We start from the raw sequence: 23,484 nt of genomic DNA, 5'->3' as shown, positions 1-23,484 counted from the left end.
AATGTCAGAAAAAAAATCTTTCATGTTTACATCCGAATCTGTAACAGAAGGTCATCCTGATAAAGTAGCAGATGCCATATCTGACGGTATCCTTGATGCCATAATGACTCAGGATAAAAAATGCCGGGTTGCGTGTGAAACATTGGTAACTACAGGCCTTGCAATGGTTGCAGGAGAAATTACCACAGACTGCTATGTGGATATTCCGGATGTGGTCAGAAGCACCATCAAAGATATTGGATATAACTCTTCAAACATGGGATTTGACTGGCAGACCTGCTCGGTTGTTACAAGTATTGACCAGCAATCAGCCGATATTGCCCAGGGAGTGGATGAAGGCGCAGGTCTTTATAAAGAGCAGGGTGCCGGTGACCAGGGCCTGATGTTTGGGTTTGCCACAAACGAAACTCCGGAACTGATGCCCATGCCGATTACCTATGCTCATAAACTGACCAAACGTTTGGCCCAGGTCCGAAAAAACGGTGCCCTTGATTTTTTAAGGCCTGATGGAAAATCCCAGGTAACAATTGAATACATAAATGGAGGCCAGCCCAAAAGAGTTGATACTGTTGTTGTTTCCACCCAGCATTCGCCTGATGTTTCTTATGATGATTTAAAGGCTGCAATCATAAAAGAAGTCATTAGAAAAGTAATTCCCGAAGAGATGATAGACGGAGATACCCGTTTTTTCATTAATCCCACAGGCCGGTTTGTTGTGGGAGGCCCTATGGGAGACTGCGGGCTTACCGGCAGAAAAATCATCGTTGATACCTATGGCGGCCAGGGCAGTCATGGGGGAGGATGTTTTTCAGGAAAAGATCCTTCAAAAGTAGATAGAAGTGCGTCCTATATGGGCAGGTATATCGCAAAAAATCTTGTTGCATCCGGTGTGGCTGATAAATGTGAGATCCAGGTGGCATATGCCATCGGGGTTGCCCAGCCTGTATCTCTTCTGGTTGATTTTATGGGAACAGGGAAAATATCTGAAACCAGGGCTGTTGATATTGTCAAAGAGGTGTTTGATCTAAGGCCTGCCGCCATCATTGAAACCCTTGACCTGCTTCGTCCTATTTACAGGAAAACATCAGCTTATGGACATTTTGGAAGAAAAGACCCTGATTTTTACTGGGAAAGAACAGACAAAGCTGATCAGATAAGGGATCTGGCCGGATTATAGTTGCCTGTACTCCGGGATTTTAAGTTTTGATAAAAGCCGCTCCAGCTTGAAAATTAAAGTTGAGGCGGTTTTTTATTGACAATAAAAACCGATACTTGTATTTTGGACTAAAAACAACATATCAATATATTTTGATATGTTTATCTTGAAGTGAAATTAATAAGGAGTATTTTTAAATGTCACAATTGAGTAAAGACCCTTCCTATATCGACCTTGACCTTGATCTTAAATATAAGATCAAAGATATTGCCCTGGCTGAAGAAGGCCATAAGGACATGCAGCTTTCAGAAAAGGAGATGCCGGGTCTGATGGCCATCAGGGAAAAATACGGCCCCGAAAAACCCCTTCAAGGATTAAAAATCATGGGCAGCCTGCATATGACCATCCAGACAGCCATGCTCATTGATACCTTGTATGAACTGGGTGCGGATATCCGATGGGCATCCTGCAATATTTTTTCCACCCAGGATCATGCAGCCGCAGCCATTGCACAAAAAGGATCGGCAGCCGTCTTTGCCTGGAAAGGGGAAACTCTTGACGAGTTCTGGTGGTGTACGGAGCAGGCATTGATCTGGCCTGATGGTTCAGGGCCTGATCTGATTGTCGATGACGGAGGAGATGCAACTCTTTATGTTCACCAGGGTGTGAAAGTTGAAAAAGATCCGTCTTTGCTGGATAATCAATTCAACAGCCTTGATGAAAAATGCCTGATGAACCGCCTGGGAGTGAGTTTTCAGGAAAATCCTGAAAAATGGACCAACATTGCCAAAAAAATCAGAGGGGTTTCAGAAGAGACAACCACCGGTGTTCACAGGCTTTATCAGCTGGCTGAAAAAAATGAACTCCTGTTTCCCGCTATCAATGTGAATGATTCAGTGACCAAATCCAAATTTGATAATCTTTACGGATGCAGAGAATCCCTTGCAGACGGTATCAAGCGGGGAACAGATGTCATGATCGCGGGTAAAACCGTTGTCATAGCCGGGTACGGGGATGTGGGCAAGGGTTGTGCCGCTTCCATGAAAGGATATGGCGCCATTGTATGGGTCACTGAAATTGATCCTATTTGCGCACTCCAGGCCGCCATGGAAGGCTACCGGGTTGTGACCATGGAAGAGGCTGCACCTCACGGAGATATTTTTGTGACAGCCACCGGTAATTACCATGTGATCAAAGGAGAACATATGGAGCAGATGAAGGATGAATCCATTATCTGCAATATTGGTCATTTTGATAGTGAAATAGAAATGAGCTATCTGGATAAACATCCAACAGCCGTTAAAATAAACGTTAAACCCCAGGTGGACAAGTGGACATTGGCGTCGGGCCGATCCATTATTGTTCTTGCTGAAGGACGGCTTGTGAATCTGGGTTGTGCCACAGGACATCCCAGTTTTGTGATGAGCAACAGCTTTTCAAATCAGACCCTGGCCCAGATTAAACTGGCCAAGGAAGATCTTGAAAAAAAGGTGTACACCTTGCCCAAGGAGCTGGATGAGGAAGTGGCAAGGCTGCATTTGAAAAATCTTTCCGTCAGCCTGACCACGATGACCCAGGAACAGTCTGATTATCTCGGGGTTCCCATCAACGGGCCTTTTAAAGCAGATATTTATAAATATTGATTTTGTCTGTTTTGGTCTTTGGGTGAAAAGGGGTAAGGCTTTAGTCTGTGATGTTAAATTGGTTCAAAATTTTGAATTGTCATTGGTTGGTTTTTTATATTATTATTTCAATTTGTTATGGTTGATATGAAAAATAATGATATGTTTTGGTTCAAAATTTTGAACTTTTGATGTCTGAAAAAGTAAACAAGGGTTTTGCTTGAGTTGCATATTAAAAAAAATATTGCTTTAACTGACTGTAAAATAAGTGGTTTTTGAGTTTATTGTTTTTTTAAGGTTGTGTGGTACGATCCTTGCTTTTATTAAATTACAAAAGATTGATTTTTTCATCTTTTTTCCCTTTTCTTAATTAGGCTGCTTCCAAAAGAAGCAGCCTTTTTAAGTTTTAAGCGCCTTGTTAAGGCTATTATCATATAAAAAACAAACAATGGAGTATGTCCGTGGATTTTAATCCCTGTATGAAACACCAGTTGATACGTAAAACAGTAAGAGAGTTTGCGGAAAGTGAAATCAAACCCCATGTTTCCCTTATGGATGCGGAATCACGGTTTCCCTGGGAAATTGTTGAAAAAATGAAGCCCTTGAATTTTTTCGGACTTCAGGTGCCAAGAGATTATGGAGGTGCAGGTCTTGATACCATCAGCTATGCCATTGCTATTGAAGAGTTGTCAAGGGTGTCAGCTGCATTAGGCCTTTGTGTGACTGTCCATAACAGTGTGGGAATATTTCCTATCCTTAAATTCGGGACCACAGAGCAAAAAGAAAAATTTGTACCTGCCATGGCCAGGGGGGACAGTATTGGTGCCTTTTGTATTACCGAAGCCAATGCAGGCTCTGACGCAGGTGGGGTGGAAACCAATGCCGTGGAGACTATGGACGCATTTGTGTTGAACGGCACTAAAATTTTTGTTACCAATGGTGGTGTGTGCGGTACAATACTGGTGTTTGCCATTTCTGAAACCGAGAATAAGAAAAATCGGGCCAGTGTTTTTATCGTGGAAAAAGACCGGCCCGGATTTAGTGTGGGTGAGATAGAAGACCTTTGCGGAATGCGTGCCAACCCTGTGTCGTCCCTGTTTTTTGAGGACTGCAAAGTGCCGAAAACAAATCTTTTGGGCAAGTTGGGGCAGGGAATAAATATCGGGTTGACAGCTCTTGATACTGGCAGGATAGGGATTGCAGCCCAAGCCCTTGGCATTGCCCAGGCAGCTTTTGAAAGTTCGGTCTCCTATGCCAGGGAGCGCCAGCAGTTTAACAAGTCTCTGTCTAAATTTCAGACCATTCAAAATTATCTGGCTGATATGGCCACCAAAATAGATGCATCACGGCTTTTGCTGTACAGATCAGCTGCATGCAAGGACGGCAACAAACCTTTTTCCTCAGAAGCCTCCATGGCAAAACTTTATTGCAGTGCCACGGCAAAAGAGGTGACTGATATGGCCGTCCAGATCCATGGGGGATATGGTTACAGCAAAGAGTATGACGTGGAACGATATTTCAGGGATGCCAAGGTGACACAGATTTATGAGGGAACCAGTGAGGTTCAGAAAATGGTGATTGCCCGGTCTATTCTGTCTCAATCCAGTTGAATTTGTCCCAACCCAATTGAATTAAGGTAAAGCAAATGTTGAAGATTATTGTATGTATCAAACAGGTACCCATGGTTTCGGAATTGCCCTGGGATTCCAGAACCGGAACTTTGAAGCGGAACCTGGCCGAAGGAATTATGGACCCTGCAAGCCGAAGAGCCCTTGAGGCGGCATTGCAGATCAAAGAAAGCCGACCGGCACATATCTGTGCCATTGCAATGGGACCTGCCATGGCCGAAGAAATACTGCATCAGGCTCAGGCTCTGGGAGCCGATGAAGGGGTTTTGCTGACGGACAGGAGAATGGCCGGGGCAGACACTTTTTTGACCAGTCATATACTGGCAAAATTTATCCGGCAGGAATGCAAGGAGTTTTATCTGGTGCTGTGCGGCTCACAGACAAGTGACAGCGAGACTGCCCAGGTCGGTCCTCAGCTTGCCGAGGAGTTGAATATCCCGGCCATTACCTATGCCAACCATGTGGAGATAAAAGATCAAACCATTGAAGTTCAGCGCCAGGTGGATGATTTTTTTGAAATTTTTAATATGGATCTGCCCGGATTGGTGACCATTGATCTTGGTGCCTATAAACCCAGGTATCTTGCCCTTGAAGGGGTGGAAACAGCTTTTGAAAAACCTTGCATCAGGCAAATTAACGCTGAACAACTGGGGCTTGATGCGTCCTTTAATGCGTTAAAGGATTCTCCCACAAGGATAGTTGATGTCTACTCTCCCACGGCTCAAAAAGAGAACAGGGTAATGAAAGGTGCGGTTAAAAAATTAGTGGATCAGCTGTTTGACGAATATGGCAAAGTTATCAGCTCTGCCATGGGCAAAGATCTTAAAACACATGAACATGATGAGGCATGATGAGCAGCAATAAAGATATCTGGGTTTTTGGCGATTACAGAAATTATTTTCAAAACAGGGTAACCCTTCAGATCCTTGCAAGGGCAGCTGATCTTGCATCAACGACAGGCTCAAGCGTCTGTGCGGTTGTGTTTGGCAGGGATGTGGATGAATATGTGGCGGAATATATTGCCCATGGTGCGCAAAAGGTTTTTGTGATGGATGACCCTGTTCTCAATACCTACTCTATTGAGACCTATTCATGGTTGATGAGTCGGCTGGTAAAACTGTATAAGCCTGAAACCCTGCTGGTGGGTGCCACAAGATTCGGCCAGGAGATTGCCCCAAGGGTTGCAAAAAAGCTTAAAACAGGTTTAACTGCCGATTGTATTGATCTTGAACTTGATGAAAAAGGGCGTCTGGTTCAGATTGCGCCTTCCTTTGGCGGCAATTTGATTGCAAAAATCATCACTCCTGTGCAGCGCCCGCAGATGGCAACGATCCGGCCTGGAACTTTCCAGGAGCTGCCCCATGATTATGATGCTAAAGGCGAAGTGATTTGCCTGCCGGTTCCCGAAGATCTTCCAAAGGATGCCATTCGGCTGGTCACATCCGAGCGCAGGCCTTCCGAGAAACAAAAAATTGAAGATGCAGATATTGTGATTTGCGGGGGCAGGGGCATGGGAAGTAAAGGGAAGTTTAAAAAGCTTTTTGAGCTGGCTGAACTCATGAATGCTGAGGTTGGGGCCACACGACCTGTTGTCTATTCTGAATGGGCATCTCATGACTCTTTGGTGGGACAGGCCGGGAAAAATATAAAGCCGAAAATACTATTGTCATTTGGTATCAGTGGTGCGATTCAGCATACGTCTGCATTAATGGGTGCTGATTTTATTATTGCGGTCAATAAAAATCCCAATGCCACCATGATGAAAATGGCGGATCTGGCTATTGTTGCAGATGCCAACCAGATGTGCCTTGGTATCATCAAGGCCATAAAAGAGAAGATCAGAACTTGAGTCTTAATTGTCTTTTTTGTCTGTTTTTTTATCGGTAATAAAATTTTTTATTTTTTTTATGTGGGGAATCAATACCATAATGATAATGGCTGCAAACAGGTACTGGATCATGTGAAAGCGCTGCTCTAAAAAATCAAAGCAGTAAAACCAGACAATGATGGCGGCCAGGGTGCCTGAAAACGTGGCACTGAAATTTCTGAACGGGTTTAACCTGATCATGTATCCGATAATGGAGCCCACCACAGGTCCTGTCACCGGGAGCGGAAGCATGACAAAGATAAAAATACCGATCCAGCCCAGGGGTTTTACTCTTTGTGTCTGCTCAAGAGCTTTTGCAGACAGCCGGTCCATGAATTTTGTCAGCCATTCAGCCTTTAAATAATTGGTGGTGCTTAAAACAAAAGCGGCATAGGTGAAGCAGACAATGAGTACTTCAATATAAAAATTGTATATAATAGTTGGAAGGGCACCAAATTCATTGAGAATACAAAGGCCAATGCCTGCGGCCCGGCCACCAAAAGCATGGGCAAAAAAAACAAGAACAAGGGTTTTGGCTATGTGAAGTTCGGTGATGCCATAGAATCCGATAAGAATCAAGAGCAGCGCACTTAAGACAATACCGCCTATCAGAAGTCTTCCTTCGGTTGTATTTAAAAGGGTGTTTTTCATATCTTTTTTTACAATGTTAAAGTCATTATTCCAGCCAGAGACTTATAAAGTAAGCCGGGAATAATGTCAAGAAGGATACAATCTTCAAATCCACCACGGTTAGTTGCTTTTTTTATAAAATGGCCCTTTTTAAAAGCAACTCCTTTTAATTTCCTTTAAACCGTTTTATACTGTTAAAAAAAGGTGATTGATGTTTCTGCTGTTCTCGGTGTTTACGATTCTTGATTCATCACAAGGTAAACCTAAATTAATTCAAACCTAATTTTATTGGAGGATCAATGAAAGATATTCTGATTAAAGAGGTGATGATACCTGTCTCAAATTATGTGACAATAAAAGAAAACAATACATTGTATGAAGTTTTTCAGATCCTTGAAGAAAACAAAAAAGATAACACAAGACATGCTCACAGAGATGCAATTGTGGTGAACGGCAAAGGCAAATTTGTGGGAAAAGTAACCATGATTGATATTTTCAGAGTACTTGAGCCTAATTATAAAAAATTGATCAAAAATTATAAAGACGGTACCCTGACAAAAGAATATGTAATGAAAGCAGTTAAAGATTTCAACCTGTGGCGTGAACCCATGTATAACTTGTGTCAAAGAGGTTTTGGCTTAATGGTTTCAGACGTTATGCATATACCCGAAGCTCATGAGTATGTAAGAGAAGAAGATTCTCTTGAACAAGCCCTTCATAAATACGTAATGGATGTCCATCAGCCGCTGATTGTTAAAAAAGAAGATGAAATTACCGGCGTGCTGAGGTTTGGGGACCTGTTTGAAATGGTAAGAAAAGCAATGCTGGCCTGTCCGATTTAAGTTTGTTTTGAGTTGTGCGTTTAACATATGACAGTGTTGCCAGCGCAGATATAAATGGTGTCAAAACCATTGTGATACCGGATTAAACGCTTTAACACCGCCTGTTGTCTGTCTGGCATTCTGATTCCTTTTTTTTTTCAGACAGCCGCAGCGTTCTTCTTGCAAGGGCTTCCCTGTTTCTCCTGGCATCTTCTTTTGTCACAAGCTTCAGAGGAGGTACTTTTACGGGCCGGTTGTTTTCATCTAAGGCAACAAAGGTCAGGTAGGCAGATGCAAGGTGGGTCTTGACCCCGGTCAGCAGATCTTCGGTTTCAACCCTTGCCCCGATTTCCATGGATGTTTTACCCGTCATGTTGATGCCTGCTTTTACAGTTATAAGGTTGCCTATAAATGCGGGCTTGTGAAAATCCAGGCGATCTATGGATGCAGTGACGCAGATTCTTCGGGTATGTCTTACTGCTGTAACACCTGCTGCATTGTCGATTTCTTTCATGATGACACCGCCGTGAACAATACCTGCCGGATTGGCATCCCCGGGCAGCATGACCCGGGAGATAATTACGCTGGAATCCTGTATGTATCTTTCTTTTTTCATTGAATCCGCCTTTGCCGTCTGTGTTAAAAATGATGTTACTTTAAGACACAGTATCCGATCAAAATTAGTTCAAGTCAATTAAAGAATTATAACGCCATGAAATGATGTTATATATGTGTCTGCCTTATTTCTCTTGAGGTAAGTATCTTGTCCGGGCATATTGGCGTTGGACCGGATTGAAATTTTTGATATTTCTTTTCGGAAAAGGACATGATATTTTGTGTAAAATAATTGCCATGGGCGGGCTTGGTCTTTCATCAAGGTTTGCCCATAATAAAGATTGAAAGTTTCTGTGTGAATTTTTTAAGACTTCCTTATGACGGCCATGGCAGATCATTCTGCCACAATAAACAATGAAAGATATTTGATTTTAGCAAGTTAAAAGTTATTTCATATAAAAAAAAGACAAAAAAAAGAGAGAGTGAAAGTGAACCTGTTCAAAATAGATGGCGATAAATGTGATAAAGACGGTGTGTGTGCCATGGCATGCCCTGTTCATATTATTAAAATGAGCGAGAAAGGGCCGGTTCCGGTAAAGGGGGCTGAAAAAATTTGTATCCAGTGCGGCCATTGCGTGGCGGTTTGTCCGAAAGGGGCTTTTAGCCTGGGGTTTCTTTCGCCGGACCAGTGCATGCCTTTTGAAAAGGAACTGGAACTGACGGCAGTGCATGCCGAGCATTTTTTAAGATCCCGCAGGTCTGTTCGGCAGTACAAGGATCAGATAGTTCCAAAGGATGTTTTTGAACAAATCCTGACCATAGCCTGCTGTGCGCCGACTGCCGCAAATCGGCAAACCGTTAAATGGCTTGTAGTCGATAAAAAGGCGGATGTAGTGAAAATAGGTTCTCATGTAGCCGATTGGATGCGGGATGTAGTCAAAACCCGTCCAAAGTTTGCCCGGATACTGAATATGGAAGTTTTGATTTCCGAATGGGATAAAGGGATAGACAAAATATGCAGGGATGCTCCTCAGCTGGTGTTTGCTTATGCATCCGATGTGTTTGGAAATGCTGCGGCAGATTGTCATACTGCACTGGCATACCTGGAACTTGCCTTGCCCTCTTTCGGCCTTGGCAGCTGCTGGGCCGGTTATGTCAATTATGCGGCAAGCCAGTGGCCAGCGCTTGCACAGGAGTTGAGTCTGCCTGAAAAACATACCTGTCATGGCGTACTCATGGTGGGATTTCCAAAATTAAAGTATCACAGGGCACCGAGAAGAAATGCCCCGGTTATACGTTATCATATTTAATACATACACCAAGTATTTTTTATATGAAAGTTTTCAAAAATCTAAACAGTGACTTTTCATGTTTTGTTGTGGGCAAACCAGGATGAAATACCAGGTCTGCCCGTGGCATTTATTTGGGCTTGATTGCAATGCCTTTCGTCACTCCCAAATAGCCGATGTTGTGAATGATTTTGTTTGTGTTTTTATCAAGCTCTTTTGTTTTAATATAAAAAGAAATTTTATATGGCTGAAAAACCTACCTATGAAGAATTAGAAGAAAGGGTTCTGCAATTAGAGCAGGCACTGCAACTGGAGACTTCGTCCCGGACACACAAGCTTTATGAGGGTTCTCCCATTGCATACCAGTCATTGGATGAAAACGGACTTATTCTTGAGGTGAATTCATCCTGGCTTGAGGCCCTTGGATATTTGCGTGAAGAGGTGATTGGAAAATCTTTTCGTCACTTTTTACACTCTGACTGGAAAAATCATTTTAATGAAAATTTTCCCCGTTTCAAAGCTGTTGGAGAGGTTTTGGGGGTTGAATTGAAAATGGTTAAAAAAGATGGCTCATCCATCCTTGTTTCATTGAACGGTAAAGTAGGAAAGGATGAATACGGTTGTTTTAAGCAAACCCATTGCATTTTTCAGGATATCACCACCTATCGGAAAAAAGAGGATGAACTTAAGCAAAACAAAAATCTTCTCAAATTGATTGTCAACAGTTTTAACGGTTTTATCTATACTGTTTTGGAAAATTATCAAATTGAATTTATGAATACCGCGTTGCTCAATTATGTCGGCTATAATGCGGTGGGTGAAAATTGTTTTAAGGTCATTCACGGGCTTGATGAAAAATGTCCATGGTGCCGTGGCAAAAGCGTATTTTCAGGAGAAGTTTCAAGCTTTGAGCAGAAAAGCCCGAAAGACAACAAATGGTATTATTATGCCAGTACACCTCGATTGGATTCCAATGGAAAAACTGTGGCTCAGCAGATTGTTGCCATAGATATCAATGATCGGAAAATGAGGGAAAATGAGCTTGAAAAGAGCAAAAAACAACTGCAGCAGGAAAATATATTATTAAAATCTGTAAACATTAATCGTTACGGCCTTGATAATATAGTCGGACACAGTCTTCAAATGCAGAGAATTTATAACCTTATTTTGGATGTTGCTTCTTCTGATGCAGGAGTTCTTATATCCGGTGAGTCTGGTACGGGTAAGGAACTTGTAGCCAATGCAATTCATAATTTAGGGTCTCGAAAGGATCAGGTTTTTTTGCCTGTAAATTGTGGAGGAATCCCTGAAAATCTGATTGAAAGTGAATTTTTCGGATATCAAAAAGGGGCCTTTACCGGTGCAAATATTGATAAGTCCGGTTTTCTGGCTATAGCAGATGAAGGCACCTTGTTTCTGGATGAAATCGGGGATATTAATTTGAATATGCAGGTAAAAATGCTTCGGGTTCTCGACGGAGAAGGTTATACACCACTTGGCGGCAATATGCCTATCAAGCCGAATATACGCGTTATTGCCGCTACAAACAAAGATTTGAACAATCTTGTAACAAAAAAAATCATGCGTGCTGATTTTTTTTACAGAATAAATGTTGTTCCAATACATATTCCTCCTCTTCGAAAAAGAAAAGAAGATATTATGCTTTTAATTTATCATTTTTTACGAAGATTCAGTGGAAACAACCCCATTCCCCATATTCCTCCCCAAATAATGACGGAACTGGAAAATTATGATTGGCCGGGTAATGTCCGGGAGCTGCAGAATATTATTCACAGATATGTTGTTTTAAATAAGCTTGATGTGTTTGATTCTTTTTTTTCAAAAAGAGGAGAGAGCGAATCTGTTCAGGAAGTTGAATTAAGTCTGAATCGCCAGATTCTTAATTTAAACGATGCAATTCAGAAATATGAGAAAAAAATAATTACCCATTGTTTGAAAAAAAACCAATGGAAACAAAGCAGGGTTGCTTTGATTTTAGGGGTAAACAGAAAAACACTTTACACAAAAATTAAAAAGTACGGCATTGTGAAATTCTGAAAAATGCCTCATTTGAGGCGATTTGACCCCACGATATGCGATTGTTATTTTATTACAATGTGTTATCCTTATAAATGTGCAATAATGGGGTGGTTCAACCCCATTGTATCAATTTTGCATTATCTTCTTTAAAAACAAAATTATTCTATAAAATCAATGATATAAAAAATATTGTTTATATGGTACATTAATTGCTAATTAAATAAGCGCGATGAAAATTTTAATAATTGAAGATACAGAGCCGATTTCAAAATTACTGAAATTACATATAGAGAAATGGAAACACAAGGTAACAGTAGTTGATACCGGTAAAAAAGCTTTAGAAATAATTAAAAATGAAATATTTGATCTTATTTTGATGGATATTTTTCTTCCGGATACTGTTGCCTATGATTTAATTCCAAAAATGAAAAAAGAGTGGTCTGGTATGAATATCATTACCATGACCGGCTACAGCTCCAAGGATGTTGAAAAAAAAGTCCGAAGTCATGGAATTATGTACTACATGGAAAAACCGGTGTCTCTTGTTGAGCTTAAAAGTATTATTCAGCATATGAGCAAAAAAATCGATAACTAACAACACATATATTCTAATATTTCGCAATCTATTTTTAGTGATTGATTTTTATAAAATTCGCCAATTACAGCCATAGTAATTAATATCATTCCTTTTCAAAACAAGGCTGCAAAGCTGAAAAAGCTTGATATCATATTGTTTTTTAAAAAAAATATAAAAAGAATCATAAAAGGAGACATTATGAGTTGGAAAAATTTAACAATTGGGAAAAAAATTGCAACAGGATTCAGTCTTGTTATAATTTGTCTGATGATACTGGGAGTCATAAGCTTTACTGGCGTGGGCAATATAGTAAAAAATGCATCCGAAGTGATTGAAGGAAAGGCACTTGACGCAGAACTTGCCCAGAAAGAAGTGGATCACCTCAACTGGATCGGTGAAGTAAATAAACTGCTAACAGATTCCAAGGTCAACAAACTAAATGTGCAGACAGACCATGCCAAATGCAGTTGCGGCAAATGGCTGTATGGTGAGGGGGGGCAGAAAGCACAAGCCATTGTTCCTTCCCTGGCACCGCTGTTAAACAAGCTTAAGGAGCCTCATAGGCTTTTGCATGAATCTGCAATTAATATAGGTATGGTATATTCACAGGCCGACCCGGGGCTTCCCGGATTTATCGCAAGCAAGCTCAGTGATCATCTTGAATGGGCATCTGTTATTCAAGAGTCCATACTGGAAAATCAAAAAAATATTGATATTCAGACTGATCATGCCATGTGTGAATTCGGCAAATGGCTTTACAGCGATGCTGCCACAAAAACTGCAAATTCGGATACGGAACTTGGACACCTGCTTGAACAGGTTAAAGAACCCCATAAAAAACTGCATGCGTCAGCAAAAAAAATAATGTCATCTTACAAACAGGTAAATGAAGGCCTTCGAAATACACTGAGCATGAGGCTTGACGATCATAGAAAATGGTCGGCCGTCATAGCCCGGGGGCTTATGGCGGGCTCAACAATTAATGTGGAAACAGATCCTGATAAATGTGGTTTTGGCAGATGGCTTGCATCAAAACAAACTGTTGAACTGATGGAAAAAGATGACAAATTTAAAGAAATTTTTACAAAGGTAAAACCGGCTCATGATGCCCTTCATAAGACAGCTGTTAAAATCAATGATGCCATTTTGAGTGGCAATCCAAAACAGGCAAAAATTATTTTCAATACAGAAACAACTCAATACCTTACAATTGTTTCAGGCCTTTTTGGCCAGGCAATACAATATGAAGACAGTCTGGTGGCAGGGCGCGATCAGGCCATACAAATTTTTAAAAATGAAACCTTGCCAATGCTTTCAGAAACAAAGCAGCTTTTGGATAAACTTAAACACAGAGCCCAGAAAATGCTTGAAGGTCAGTACCAGGCGGCTGAAATTTATGCCAATCACACAGCGCCTAACCTGAAAGTGGTTCAAACGATTCTTAATGAATTACGTCAGGAAGTTAAAAAACATATGCTCACAGATCAGGCCATGCTGGAAGCTGCTACCATAACCAAAAGAAATGTGGCAATTGTTTCGGTTGCGGCTATTTTTGCCGCGATTTTTCTGGCTTTTGTTATTGCCAGGGGAATTATCGTTGTGTTGCAAAAAATTACTCTTGGGATGAGCGAGGGCGCCAATCAGGTGGCTTCAGCAGCAGGCCAGGTGTCTTCATCAAGCCAGTCCTTGGCGGAAGGTTCGTCTCAGCAGGCTGCTTCCATAGAAGAAACATCATCCTCAATGGAAGAGATGTCTTCCATGATAAAGAAAAATGCTGAGAGTTCAAACCATGCCGATACCCTTATGAAAGATGCCAACCATGTTGTTATTACGGCAAATAACTCAATGGAACAGTTGAAAAGATCAATGGAAGATATTTCCAAGGCAAGTGAAGAAACCTTTAAGATTATAAAAACCATTGATGAGATTGCTTTTCAGACTAATCTGCTGGCCCTTAATGCCGCTGTAGAAGCTGCCAGGGCAGGAGAAGCAGGGGCAGGGTTTGCGGTTGTGGCAGACGAAGTAAGAAATCTTGCCATGAGGGCGGCGGATGCGGCAAAAAACACGGCTGAACTTATTGAAGGCACTGTTAAAAAAGTTAGTGACGGGTCAGAACTCGTATCAACTACAAGTGAAGCCTTTGCCAAGGTTGCAGACACTGCTGTCAAGGTTGGAGATCTTGTCGCTGAAATTTCAGATGCGTCTGGTGAACAGGCCAATGGAATAGAGCAGGTGAACGTGGCTATTTCAGAAATGGACAAAGTGGTTCAACAAAATGCCGGCAATGCAGAAGAATCCGCTTCTGCGGCTGAAGAAATGAATGGCCAGGCTGATCAGCTAAGAGATTATGTGGGTGAACTGGTGATGATGGTTACGGGCAAAAAAGAACAGAATATCAGTACGGGCAGAAATAAACAAGTGAAAACATCTTCCCGGCATTTGCAATTGTCCGGTTCCGGAAACAAACAAACGTCGGTTTACCATCCAAAAGAGGTTAAACCGGAACAGATCATTCCGTTTGATGACGATGATTTTAAAGATTTTTAGCATATTCAAATCAATTGTATAATTAAGGCGGGATGGTTACGGCTCCATCCTGTCCTGCATTTTATAAGATTTATAAAATTGTTAGGTAAAAAAAAATATGATACACGGACTTCTGATATTAAGATCAGGCATTAAGACCGGATAGGCCATTGGGATATAAATAAAGGGAAAAAGGGAGGAGGCATGAAGATTAAATATGGAATTTTTGCATTGATGCTGCTCCTTGTCATATTATTTTCAGGCGCATCCTCATATCAAAGTTATCTCAGGCAGCGGACCATGCTGATTAATGGTATTGATAAACAACTTTATACTGCTGCCATGATGGCCAGGGCCACTTTGCCCCGTGATTATCATGACAGTATCGTTGATGCCGCTTCTGTGGCAAAAAAAAGATTTAATGAAATTGTTAACAGATATAATGAGCTTTGTGTTGAATTGGAGATGGAGTACCTTTGGAGCCTGATGAAAATCAATGGAGAAATTGTTTTCACCTCCTCGACATCTCCTGATAAAATTACAAATAATGAAAATCATGCCAAATTTTTTGAGAGTCATACAAATCCTGAATTATATGAAACCGCCTTTTTAACTCAAAAACCACAGTATCAGCAGCATATGGATAAATGGGGGAAGATTCAGGTGGTTCTCATCCCTTTTGTGGACAGTCACGGCAGGCCATATCTGTTTGGTGCAGGTATGAAGCTGTCAAGGGTGGATGGGTTGCTCAGACGTAGTCTGAAAGAGTCAATAATTTTTGGCGCAGGTTTTTTGCTTGCCGGACTGATACTCAGTTATATTCTTGCAAGAATGCTGTCTGTGCCGTTGAATATCCTTGCCTTTGAAACCTCAAAAATAGCTTCCGGTCAGTTTGATAAAAAAGTTAAGGAAAAGGGCTTTTATGAGTATGTTGTTCTCGCACAAAGTTTTAATCAAATGGCTTTGGCAATCAATGAAAAGATAATTGCCCAGACAAAAAGTGAAGAAAAATACAGGTTGTTATTTGAGAAAATGATGGATGGTTTTGCGTTACATAAAATTATTCTCAACCAAAACAACCAACCTGTGGATTACCGGTTTGTTGAAGTGAACAAAGCTTTTGAAAAACAAACAGGGCTGAACCGTAATGATATTATCGGCAAAACAGTAACTCAAGTGCTTCCAGGTACCCAGGCCGATACTGCCGACTGGATCGGCAAATATGGAAAAGTGGCATTAACCGGAGAAGAAATCAGTTTTGAACTTTTTTCTGAAGTACTGTCAAAATGGTATCAGGTTGTGGCCTATTCGCCTAAAAAAGGATATTTCGCCACCATATTTATGGATATCACCGGGCTAAAGCGCGCGGAAAATAGATTGCAAAAGAGTGAAAAGAAATATCAAGCTATCATGGAATCAATGAAAGAACCGATATATAAGGGTTCCAAGGATTTGATCATTGAATATATGAACCCAACCATGATCACAAGAACAGGTCGTGATGCAACCGGAGAATATTGTTTCAAGGCGATTCACGGTTTTGATGAAAAATGCCCGTGGTGCAATCATGAAAACGTTATAAACGGCAATACCAATGAGTTTGATGTGGTCAGTCCCAAAGATAATTGTTCATATCATATCTCTTCAACTCCCCTTGTGAATAATGACGGCTCCATCTCCTCATTGAATGTGTTCAGGGATGTTACTCAACTGCAAAAAATGGAAACCATGCTCAAGCAATCCCAGAAAATGGAAGCCATTGGCACGCTTGCAGGTGGTATTGCCCATGATTTTAACAATATTCTTTTTCCCATCCTGGGTCATGCAACAATGCTGCTGGAGGATGCTCCGGAAGACAGTCCGTTCCGCAACGGCCTGAACGGAATTTACAGCAGTGCATTGAGAGCCGGTGAACTTGTAAAACAGATTCTTACCTTTTCCCGTCAGGAAATGAATCAATTACACCCCATGAAGATTCAACCGATTGTCAAGGAAGCGTTAAAGTTTATCCGGTCTTCAATCCCGGCAACCATTAATATCAAGCATGATATCAGGCCTGAATGCGGTGTGATTAAAGCTGATCCCACACAGATTCACCAGATTGTGATGAATCTTACAACCAATGCATTTCATGCCATGGAAAAAAAAGGCGGGGACCTGACAGTCGTTTTAAAGGAGGTGGAATCAGATGAGCATAATATTATAGCGCCTGATATAACTCCGGGTGTTTATGCATGTCTCATGGTTGCCGACACAGGTGAAGGGATGGACAAAGAGTTGATATGTAAAATTTTTGACCCGTTTTTTACTACCAAAGAACAGGGAAAAGGTACTGGAATGGGACTTTCTGCAGTGCATGGAATTGTTAAAAGCATGGGGGGTGCCATTCATGTTTACAGTGAGCCCGGCATAGGAAGTGAATTTAAACTCTATTTTCCTTTGGAAGACAGTTGTTTTGAACAGCATACAACTCAAACCCATGAGGCAATGCCGACCGGAGTGGAACAAATTTTGCTGGTGGATGATGAAAAAGAGATTGTTAAAATGGAAAAACAAATGCTGGAAAGGTTGGGGTATAAGGTTACACCGTTTTCCGACAGCCGTGAAGCCCTGAATGCTTTTCGTGATGATCCTGATAAATTTGACATGGTTATCACTGATATGGCAATGCCAAATTTGCCTGGAGATAAACTTGCAGTTGAATTGATCCGAATACGTCCTGATATTCCTGTCTTGCTTTGTACCGGGTTCAGTGAGACCATGTTTGCTGAAAAGGCCATGGCTCTTGGTATTAAAGGTTTTTTATTGAAACCGATTGTAAGGAAAAAACTTGCAAAAAAGATACGCGAAGTACTCAATGACAATAAGCATCAGCAGATGCCCAACTGATCCAAGCAGCCTGGGGACATCAATGACATCCCCCATTTCCATGGTTTTAACAGTTATCTTACATAACCCTCATCAACCAGCATGCCGCCTCCTTGCTGACTGGCAGCACTGTTTGCAAGGATATCGGCTCTTTCATTGAGAACATTGCCGGCATGTCCCTTGACCCATTTAAAGGACAGCTTCGGGAAATGTTCAACAAGATCAAGCATGACAGCCCAAAGATCAGAATTAAGAGCGGGTTTCCCGTCAGATTTTTTCCAGCCTTTCTTTTTCCATCCTTTGGCCCAACCCTTGGTGATCCCGTTGATCGTGTATTGGGAGTCGCTGTGGATCGTTACAGGGCAGTCACGGTCTTCAATATTCTTTAAGGCAGTTATAACAGCCATCATTTCCATTCGGTTATTGGTGGTGTGTTGGTATCCTTGAGAAAATTCATGGGTTGTTCCGTTTGACTGAATTATGACACCATATCCTCCCGGTCCCGGATTGTTCAGGGCTGATCCGTCTGTGTAGACCGTGATGCTTCCTGACTGGCCTTTGGTAATTCTCACGGCTTTTTCTGATTCACTATTATTCTTTTCCCTTATAGCCGGTATCTTTGAAGGCATGGTGGCAAAGACCTGATAAACACTTCCGGGATGGTTAACCTGGTAAGCCTTTGCTTCTTTAGAATTTGTAAAGATTGCTCCATGTCCGGTTTTTGACGTTGATATGGTATGGTATTTCATAAAATTCCTCTTTGTCTGATTTAAATAAACAGGTGTTATATTACAATAAAATCAGATTAAATGGCAGCATAATGGATGGCCTTTTAAAATAAATAATTAATCATGCATAAAAAACAGCTTCTCACCATCTGTTTTACGGCATTATTTGACATGTCTGATGCAATCAGACTTTTATTTTTATTTATAGTGGATTCTTATGTGGAATTTGGTATGAATTTGTGTTTAACTTAGCGTTGCTTTGGAGACTTTCCGGAAAAGGGGATTTTTTGGTGAAACTGAATAAAAAAAGAAAAAGGCTGCTGTCATTATCCGGACGTTGTACAGTTTGCTTTTTAACGGTTTGCGTTTTATTGTCAGTATCTTTTTCCATTGTTTTTTTCATTACAGGGCGCAAACAGATGATGGCAAATCTTCAAACCAGGCTTTTGAATATTGTTTCTGTCAGCCGCTATTTCGTGGATAAAAATTCCCACGAAGGTTTTCTTGATTTTAAAAAACCTGACACTGCATTATATCGCGACATTCAAAAAAGTCTTCAAAATATTCGTGATGAAATCAATGATATCTATTATGTGTATACCATGACAGGAAATGATAAGGGAGAAATCGTTTTTTTGGTGGATGCAGAAGTAAATCCTCTGACAGCGGCAAAAATCGGTCAGGTCTATGAAGAGCCGGGCAATGTCCTTAAAAAATATTTTTACAAGATGTCGGGACCGCTGGTAGAAAAAAAAATATACACCGACCAATGGGGAAGCTGGCTTTCAGGGTATATACCTTTAAAGAGTACGCAATATCCGATAATTCTTGGTATGGATATTTCCGCAAGCACAATAAAACAATACACGGATAAACTTTTAATCCAGGCTGCTTTAATTTTCTTTTCATCATTTCCTTTTATTCTTCTTTTCGGTTACCTCATTGGCAAAACACTTGTTAATCCCATTATTCAGATGACCCGGGCCTCAGAAGAGATCGGTAAGGGCAATTTCGATCAAAGAATTTTTTTTGAAAGTGATGATGAATTAGGAGATCTTGGCGACAGTCTTAATATTATGGCAGAACAGCTTCAAAACAATCATGCTGAGATGGAAGCTATGATCGTAAAATACCGGGGCCTTTTTGACAACGCAATAGAGGGTATTTTCCAATCGAGCCATGAAGGAAAACTCATTACGGTTAATAAGTCACTTGCTGCCATGACAGGCTATGGATCTCCCGGGAATATGCTGGAAAAAATAAAGAATATGGATGAAGATTTTTACGCATTTAAAGAGGATAAAAAAAGATTTTTGCAGCTTATTGATAAAGATAAAAAAGTGTACGGGTTTCGATTTCAGATACGTCGGAATGACAACTCTTTTTTCTGGGCGGAAATGAATACACGTTATATTGAAAGTGAAGGTCTTTTCGAAGGTAGGATTTTAGATATATCTGAACGCCTTGAGGTTGAAAAAGCTGAAAATGAACGTCTGGCCGCATTGGCCTCATCTAATGCAAAAAGCAAATTCCTGGCTAACATGAGCCATGAAATTCGCACTCCCCTTAATGCTGTTATCGGGTTAGGAGATCTCCTGAGAAGAACAGCGTTGTCTGAAAAGCAGGAGCAGTATTTGAGTAAAATGAACTCTTCCTCCCATGCTCTTCTTGCTCTTATTAACGATATCCTTGATTTTTCAAAGATAGAAGCAGGGCATCTTGAGCTTGAAGCGATCCCTTTTTCTCTCTACGAGGTTATAGAAAACCTCACGGAGATGTTCGGCCTTAAGGCAAATGAGAAAGAGATCGAATTTCTTGTTGCAATTGAAAAGGGAATACCCAACGCTTTAATTGGAGATCCGACACGCTTAGGTCAGATTCTCATCAATCTTACGGGTAATGCCCTTAAGTTTATTCAAAAAGGAGAGATTGTTATCAAAGCGGGACTTGAGGAGGAAAAAGAAGATGGTTCTCTTGTTTTTGGTTTCTCTGTCAAGGACACTGGACCCGGAATTGAACCGTCACGCATCAACAGTATTTTTGACTCTTTTACCCAGGAAGACCAATCTGTTACGAGAAAATATGGCGGAACTGGGCTCGGTCTTGCCATCACAAAACAATTGGTGGAAATAATGGGAGGAGACATATCAGTTGAGAGCAAGCTTGGTGAAGGCAGTAAGTTCTCTTTTACCGTGTGTTTCAAATCCCAGCCCTTGGACAAGCAGCTGATCATTAACCCTCCAAAAGATCTTCGAGGGCTTAGCGTTCTTGTGGTTGATGATAATCAGGCAGCAAGGGAAATTATCAGTGAAATAATTGTCTCTTTTCAAATGAAGGTGGAAACAGCCTCTTCAGGTGAACAAGCTCTTTTTATGCTGGAAAATGGAAACAACACCTATGATTTGATTCTTCTTGACTGGAAAATGCCCGGCATGAATGGAATAGAAACAGCAAGGCAGATAAAAAGAGGTGTGAAATTGGATAAGCTGCCTATCATCTGTATGATATCAGCCTATGGAAGAGAAGATCTCATGCAAGAAGCAGATCGGTCTTTTCTTGATGTTTTTCTTCATAAGCCGATCAACCCGTCACTTCTTTTTAACTCTATAATGGAGATCTATGGGCGAAAAAGACAGGATGAAAATTTTCAGGAAAATAGCTTTCAGGAAGGTGATTTTTTAGGCAGCGCCCAGAAAAACACTGCGGCCATTCCCCACATCAAAGGAAATATCCTGCTGGTGGAGGATAATACAATTAACAAGGAAATTGCTCTGGAGTGGCTCACCCAGGCAGGATTAAACGTTCTTTGTGTGGAAAATGGGCGTGAAGCCATTGACCAGCTTGAAGCCAGGCCTTTTGATCTTGTATTGATGGATATTCAGATGCCGGTCATGGACGGTCTTGAAGCAACCCGTATTCTCAGATCAAGAAAAAAATTTAATTCTCTGCCGATCATTGCCATGACAGCCCATGCATTGAGCGGAGACAGGGAAAAAGGCATAGAGGCCGGGATGAATGATTATATAACCAAACCCATTGATCCAGCCCTTCTTTTTAAAACACTTTCCATATATCTTAAGCCTTTTTTACGATCAGGAAGAATTAACTCTTCAAAAAAGAGTTTGCCCCTCCACTTGACTGATATTGCAGGCATAGACCTTGCTACAGGGCTTTTTAGATCCAATAACAATACCCTTCTCTATGAAAAACTGCTCAAAAGTTTTTACAACGATTTTTTTGATGCTTCTGAAAAGATCAAGACTATGAAAAATGAAAAAAAATATGATGATCTCAAGCGATATCTTCATTCAATAAAAGGTATTGCCGCCAACCTAGGGGCTCAAAATCTGTCCGATAAAGCCGCTGATCTGGAAACCGTACCTGATTTTTCAGGTAAAGAAAATAAAGAGTTCTTAAAAGAGATTAAAAAAGTTATGGAAGGACTTGCCGATTTTTGTAAAAAAACAAAACAAGAGATACAAACAGATCTGAATTTGCCCCCGCAACCTCCTTCTGTGATAGATGTGAATACTTTTATTAACCTTTTACAAGAAGTTGAACACGATATCTTTGATGATCTCAATTCTGTGAACCGATATATCAACAAACATGAGCATAGTTTTCAATATTATTTAGGCGCTGAATCCTTTGATCTGTTAAAATCATATCTGTCTGACTTTGCACTGGAAGAGGCTGAAGAAAAGATTCAAAGTATTATTGATCATTTAACTTCAGGAGTTAATGCTTAATGCACAACAACAGAAAATCTTTGCCCAAAATTCTTATTGTGGATGATAATAAGCAGAATGTAGAACTTTTGGTCAGCCTTTTTGAACAAGAGTTCAGAGTTGTCCCGGCAACATCGGGAGAAAGGGCTCTTAAAATTGCAACATCCAAGAATCCGCCGGATATTATTCTTACCGATATTATGATGCCTGAAATAGACGGTTACCAGCTATGTACATCGCTTAAGAACAATCCTGAAACCCGCCATATTCCAGTTTTATTTGTTACGGCGATCTCAGAGGTGATGGATGCCACCAAGGGGTTTGAAGCAGGGGCCGTGGATTATATAACCAAACCTTTTCATCCTCCAATGGTTTTGGCCCGGGTCAATCTTCACCTTGCCTATCAGAGAAAACAAAAACTGTTAGAAGACTTTGCCTTTATAGATGCTCTTACCGAGATACCCAACAGACGAAGATTTGATCAGGTGTTTGAAAATGAAGTGCTTCGTGCCTGTCGTTCTTCACAATCCATATCCCTTCTTTTTATGGATATTGACTTTTTTAAAAAATATAACGATACCTATGGACATGGCAAAGGTGACAGCGCTTTAAGACAGGTCGCCCTTATGCTCCAGAGTACCTTAAAAAGAGCAGGAGATTTTGTTGCCCGTTATGGCGGAGAAGAATTTGTAGCTGTTTTGCCCTATGCCGATGAAAATGAGGCGTTTGACATATCTGTTAAAATACGAGATGCCATAGCAACACTTAAAATACCCCATAAAACCTCTGAAGTATCGCCCTATATAACTTTAAGCTACGGCCTTATAAGTATTCTTCCCGATATGAAAATAGGTTTGGAGTTAATTGTAGAAGCGGCTGACAGGGCATTGTATGAAGCTAAAAGAACAGGACGAAATAAAATCTGCCGTGGAAAAATATGATCTCAATTCTTTTTTTGGCCGGTTTGTACAATTTCGTGTCAGGGAAATACTAAGACACCTGCAAAAGATATTATAATATAAAAATTAAATTAATTTTTATATTATAATCCCTATTTATGCGTGTATTACACATCTTTTTAAAAAACTAGGGGTTTTTACCTATTGTTTTTTTCATCCTTCCTTTATACAAATAAATGGCAAAAAAATATTACTTGTTTATAGACTGTTTAACAGATTGTAATAGTAATTTACAGAGCGGAACTATGATTATATTACGCTGGGTTTCAGCTGACAGTTTGCAATTATAGTAATCCTGCTTTTATTTTTAGTTGCACGATTTGTGACTTGTTAAAATCGTTAATTTTGTTTTTTAGATCTTCATACAATCAGATTTTTGCTTATCAATACGGTTACCAATATACTTGATAAAATTAAGTATATTATGCATAAAGCAGATATCGTCTATCTGTAAACAAATGAATTTGAGCATCATAACAATTATTTAAAC

General features: G+C 40.6%; 16 protein-coding genes. 13 read left to right on the top strand and 3 right to left on the bottom strand.

The features are described from left to right. The first annotated feature begins 1 nt into the window (after position 1). From metK to TOL2_RS17455, 5 genes are all read left to right on the top strand, one after another. Complete coding sequence (metK, locus tag TOL2_RS17475) at positions 2-1,177, top strand: methionine adenosyltransferase (RefSeq protein WP_014958619.1); 1,176 nt, start codon at positions 2-4, stop codon at positions 1,175-1,177. Between the two features lie 176 nt (positions 1,178-1,353). Then, complete coding sequence (ahcY, locus tag TOL2_RS17470) at positions 1,354-2,799, top strand: adenosylhomocysteinase (protein ID WP_014958618.1); 1,446 nt, start codon at positions 1,354-1,356, stop codon at positions 2,797-2,799. A 440-nt stretch (positions 2,800-3,239) separates the two neighbouring features. Beyond that, positions 3,240-4,388 (top strand): acyl-CoA dehydrogenase family protein, encoded by a 1,149-nt coding sequence (locus TOL2_RS17465; RefSeq protein ID WP_014958617.1) that lies wholly within the window; start codon positions 3,240-3,242, stop codon positions 4,386-4,388. Between the two features lie 35 nt (positions 4,389-4,423). Then, on the top strand, positions 4,424-5,257 hold the full coding sequence (locus tag TOL2_RS17460; RefSeq protein ID WP_014958616.1) for an electron transfer flavoprotein subunit beta/FixA family protein: 834 nt from the start codon (positions 4,424-4,426) through the stop codon (positions 5,255-5,257). After that, positions 5,254-6,255: an electron transfer flavoprotein subunit alpha/FixB family protein gene (locus TOL2_RS17455; protein ID WP_148278143.1), complete on the top strand. Its 1,002-nt coding sequence runs from the start codon at positions 5,254-5,256 to the stop codon at positions 6,253-6,255. The genes TOL2_RS17460 and TOL2_RS17455 overlap by 4 nt, the downstream gene beginning before the upstream one ends. Before the next feature lie 3 nt (positions 6,256-6,258). Here TOL2_RS17455 and TOL2_RS17450 read toward each other — a convergent pair whose 3' ends face one another. Next, complete coding sequence (locus TOL2_RS17450) at positions 6,259-6,924, bottom strand: small multi-drug export protein (RefSeq protein ID WP_014958614.1); 666 nt, start codon at positions 6,922-6,924, stop codon at positions 6,259-6,261. Positions 6,925-7,202: 278 nt separating this feature from the next. Between TOL2_RS17450 and TOL2_RS17445 the strand changes: the two genes are divergently transcribed. After that, on the top strand, positions 7,203-7,745 hold the full coding sequence (locus TOL2_RS17445) for a CBS domain-containing protein (RefSeq protein WP_014958613.1): 543 nt from the start codon (positions 7,203-7,205) through the stop codon (positions 7,743-7,745). A 91-nt stretch (positions 7,746-7,836) separates the two neighbouring features. Here TOL2_RS17445 and TOL2_RS17440 read toward each other — a convergent pair whose 3' ends face one another. Then, positions 7,837-8,340, bottom strand: coding sequence for an acyl-CoA thioesterase (locus TOL2_RS17440; protein WP_014958612.1), 504 nt, complete (start codon positions 8,338-8,340; stop codon positions 7,837-7,839). A 427-nt stretch (positions 8,341-8,767) separates the two neighbouring features. Between TOL2_RS17440 and TOL2_RS17430 the strand changes: the two genes are divergently transcribed. From TOL2_RS17430 to TOL2_RS23815, 5 genes are all read left to right on the top strand, one after another. Next, complete coding sequence (locus tag TOL2_RS17430; protein WP_014958611.1) at positions 8,768-9,589, top strand: nitroreductase family protein; 822 nt, start codon at positions 8,768-8,770, stop codon at positions 9,587-9,589. Positions 9,590-9,811: 222 nt separating this feature from the next. Next, complete coding sequence (locus TOL2_RS23820) at positions 9,812-11,626, top strand: sigma-54-dependent Fis family transcriptional regulator (protein ID WP_014958610.1); 1,815 nt, start codon at positions 9,812-9,814, stop codon at positions 11,624-11,626. A gap of 211 nt (positions 11,627-11,837) precedes the next feature. Further along, positions 11,838-12,203: a response regulator gene (locus TOL2_RS17420; protein WP_014958609.1), complete on the top strand. Its 366-nt coding sequence runs from the start codon at positions 11,838-11,840 to the stop codon at positions 12,201-12,203. Between the two features lie 180 nt (positions 12,204-12,383). Continuing rightward, the gene (locus TOL2_RS17415) at positions 12,384-14,732 is read left to right on the top strand and encodes a methyl-accepting chemotaxis protein (RefSeq protein WP_051012448.1); all 2,349 of its coding nucleotides are present in this window, start codon (positions 12,384-12,386) and stop codon (positions 14,730-14,732) included. A 183-nt stretch (positions 14,733-14,915) separates the two neighbouring features. Next, positions 14,916-17,600 (top strand): hybrid sensor histidine kinase/response regulator, encoded by a 2,685-nt coding sequence (locus tag TOL2_RS23815; protein WP_014958607.1) that lies wholly within the window; start codon positions 14,916-14,918, stop codon positions 17,598-17,600. Between the two features lie 53 nt (positions 17,601-17,653). Here the strand turns inward: TOL2_RS23815 and rnhA are convergent, their stop codons facing one another. Continuing rightward, positions 17,654-18,328 carry a ribonuclease HI gene (gene rnhA, locus TOL2_RS17405; protein WP_014958606.1) on the bottom strand — a complete coding sequence of 225 codons (675 nt, stop codon included), beginning with the start codon at positions 18,326-18,328 and terminating at the stop codon, positions 17,654-17,656. 269 nt (positions 18,329-18,597) lie between these two features. Between rnhA and TOL2_RS23810 the strand changes: the two genes are divergently transcribed. Next, positions 18,598-22,056 (top strand): response regulator, encoded by a 3,459-nt coding sequence (locus TOL2_RS23810; protein WP_148278142.1) that lies wholly within the window; start codon positions 18,598-18,600, stop codon positions 22,054-22,056. Further along, entirely contained in the window at positions 22,056-22,976 is a 921-nt protein-coding gene (locus tag TOL2_RS17395; protein ID WP_014958604.1) for a GGDEF domain-containing response regulator, read from the top strand. Before TOL2_RS23810 ends, TOL2_RS17395 begins: the two co-directional genes overlap by 1 nt. Positions 22,977-23,484 lie beyond the last annotated feature (508 nt).

Origin of the sequence: Desulfobacula toluolica Tol2, from assembly GCF_000307105.1 — a bacterium.
GTDB lineage: Bacteria > Desulfobacterota > Desulfobacteria > Desulfobacterales > Desulfobacteraceae > Desulfobacula > Desulfobacula toluolica.
The sequence above is the reverse complement of the archived record's forward strand: the minus strand, read 5'-3'. Positions and strand labels throughout refer to the sequence as shown.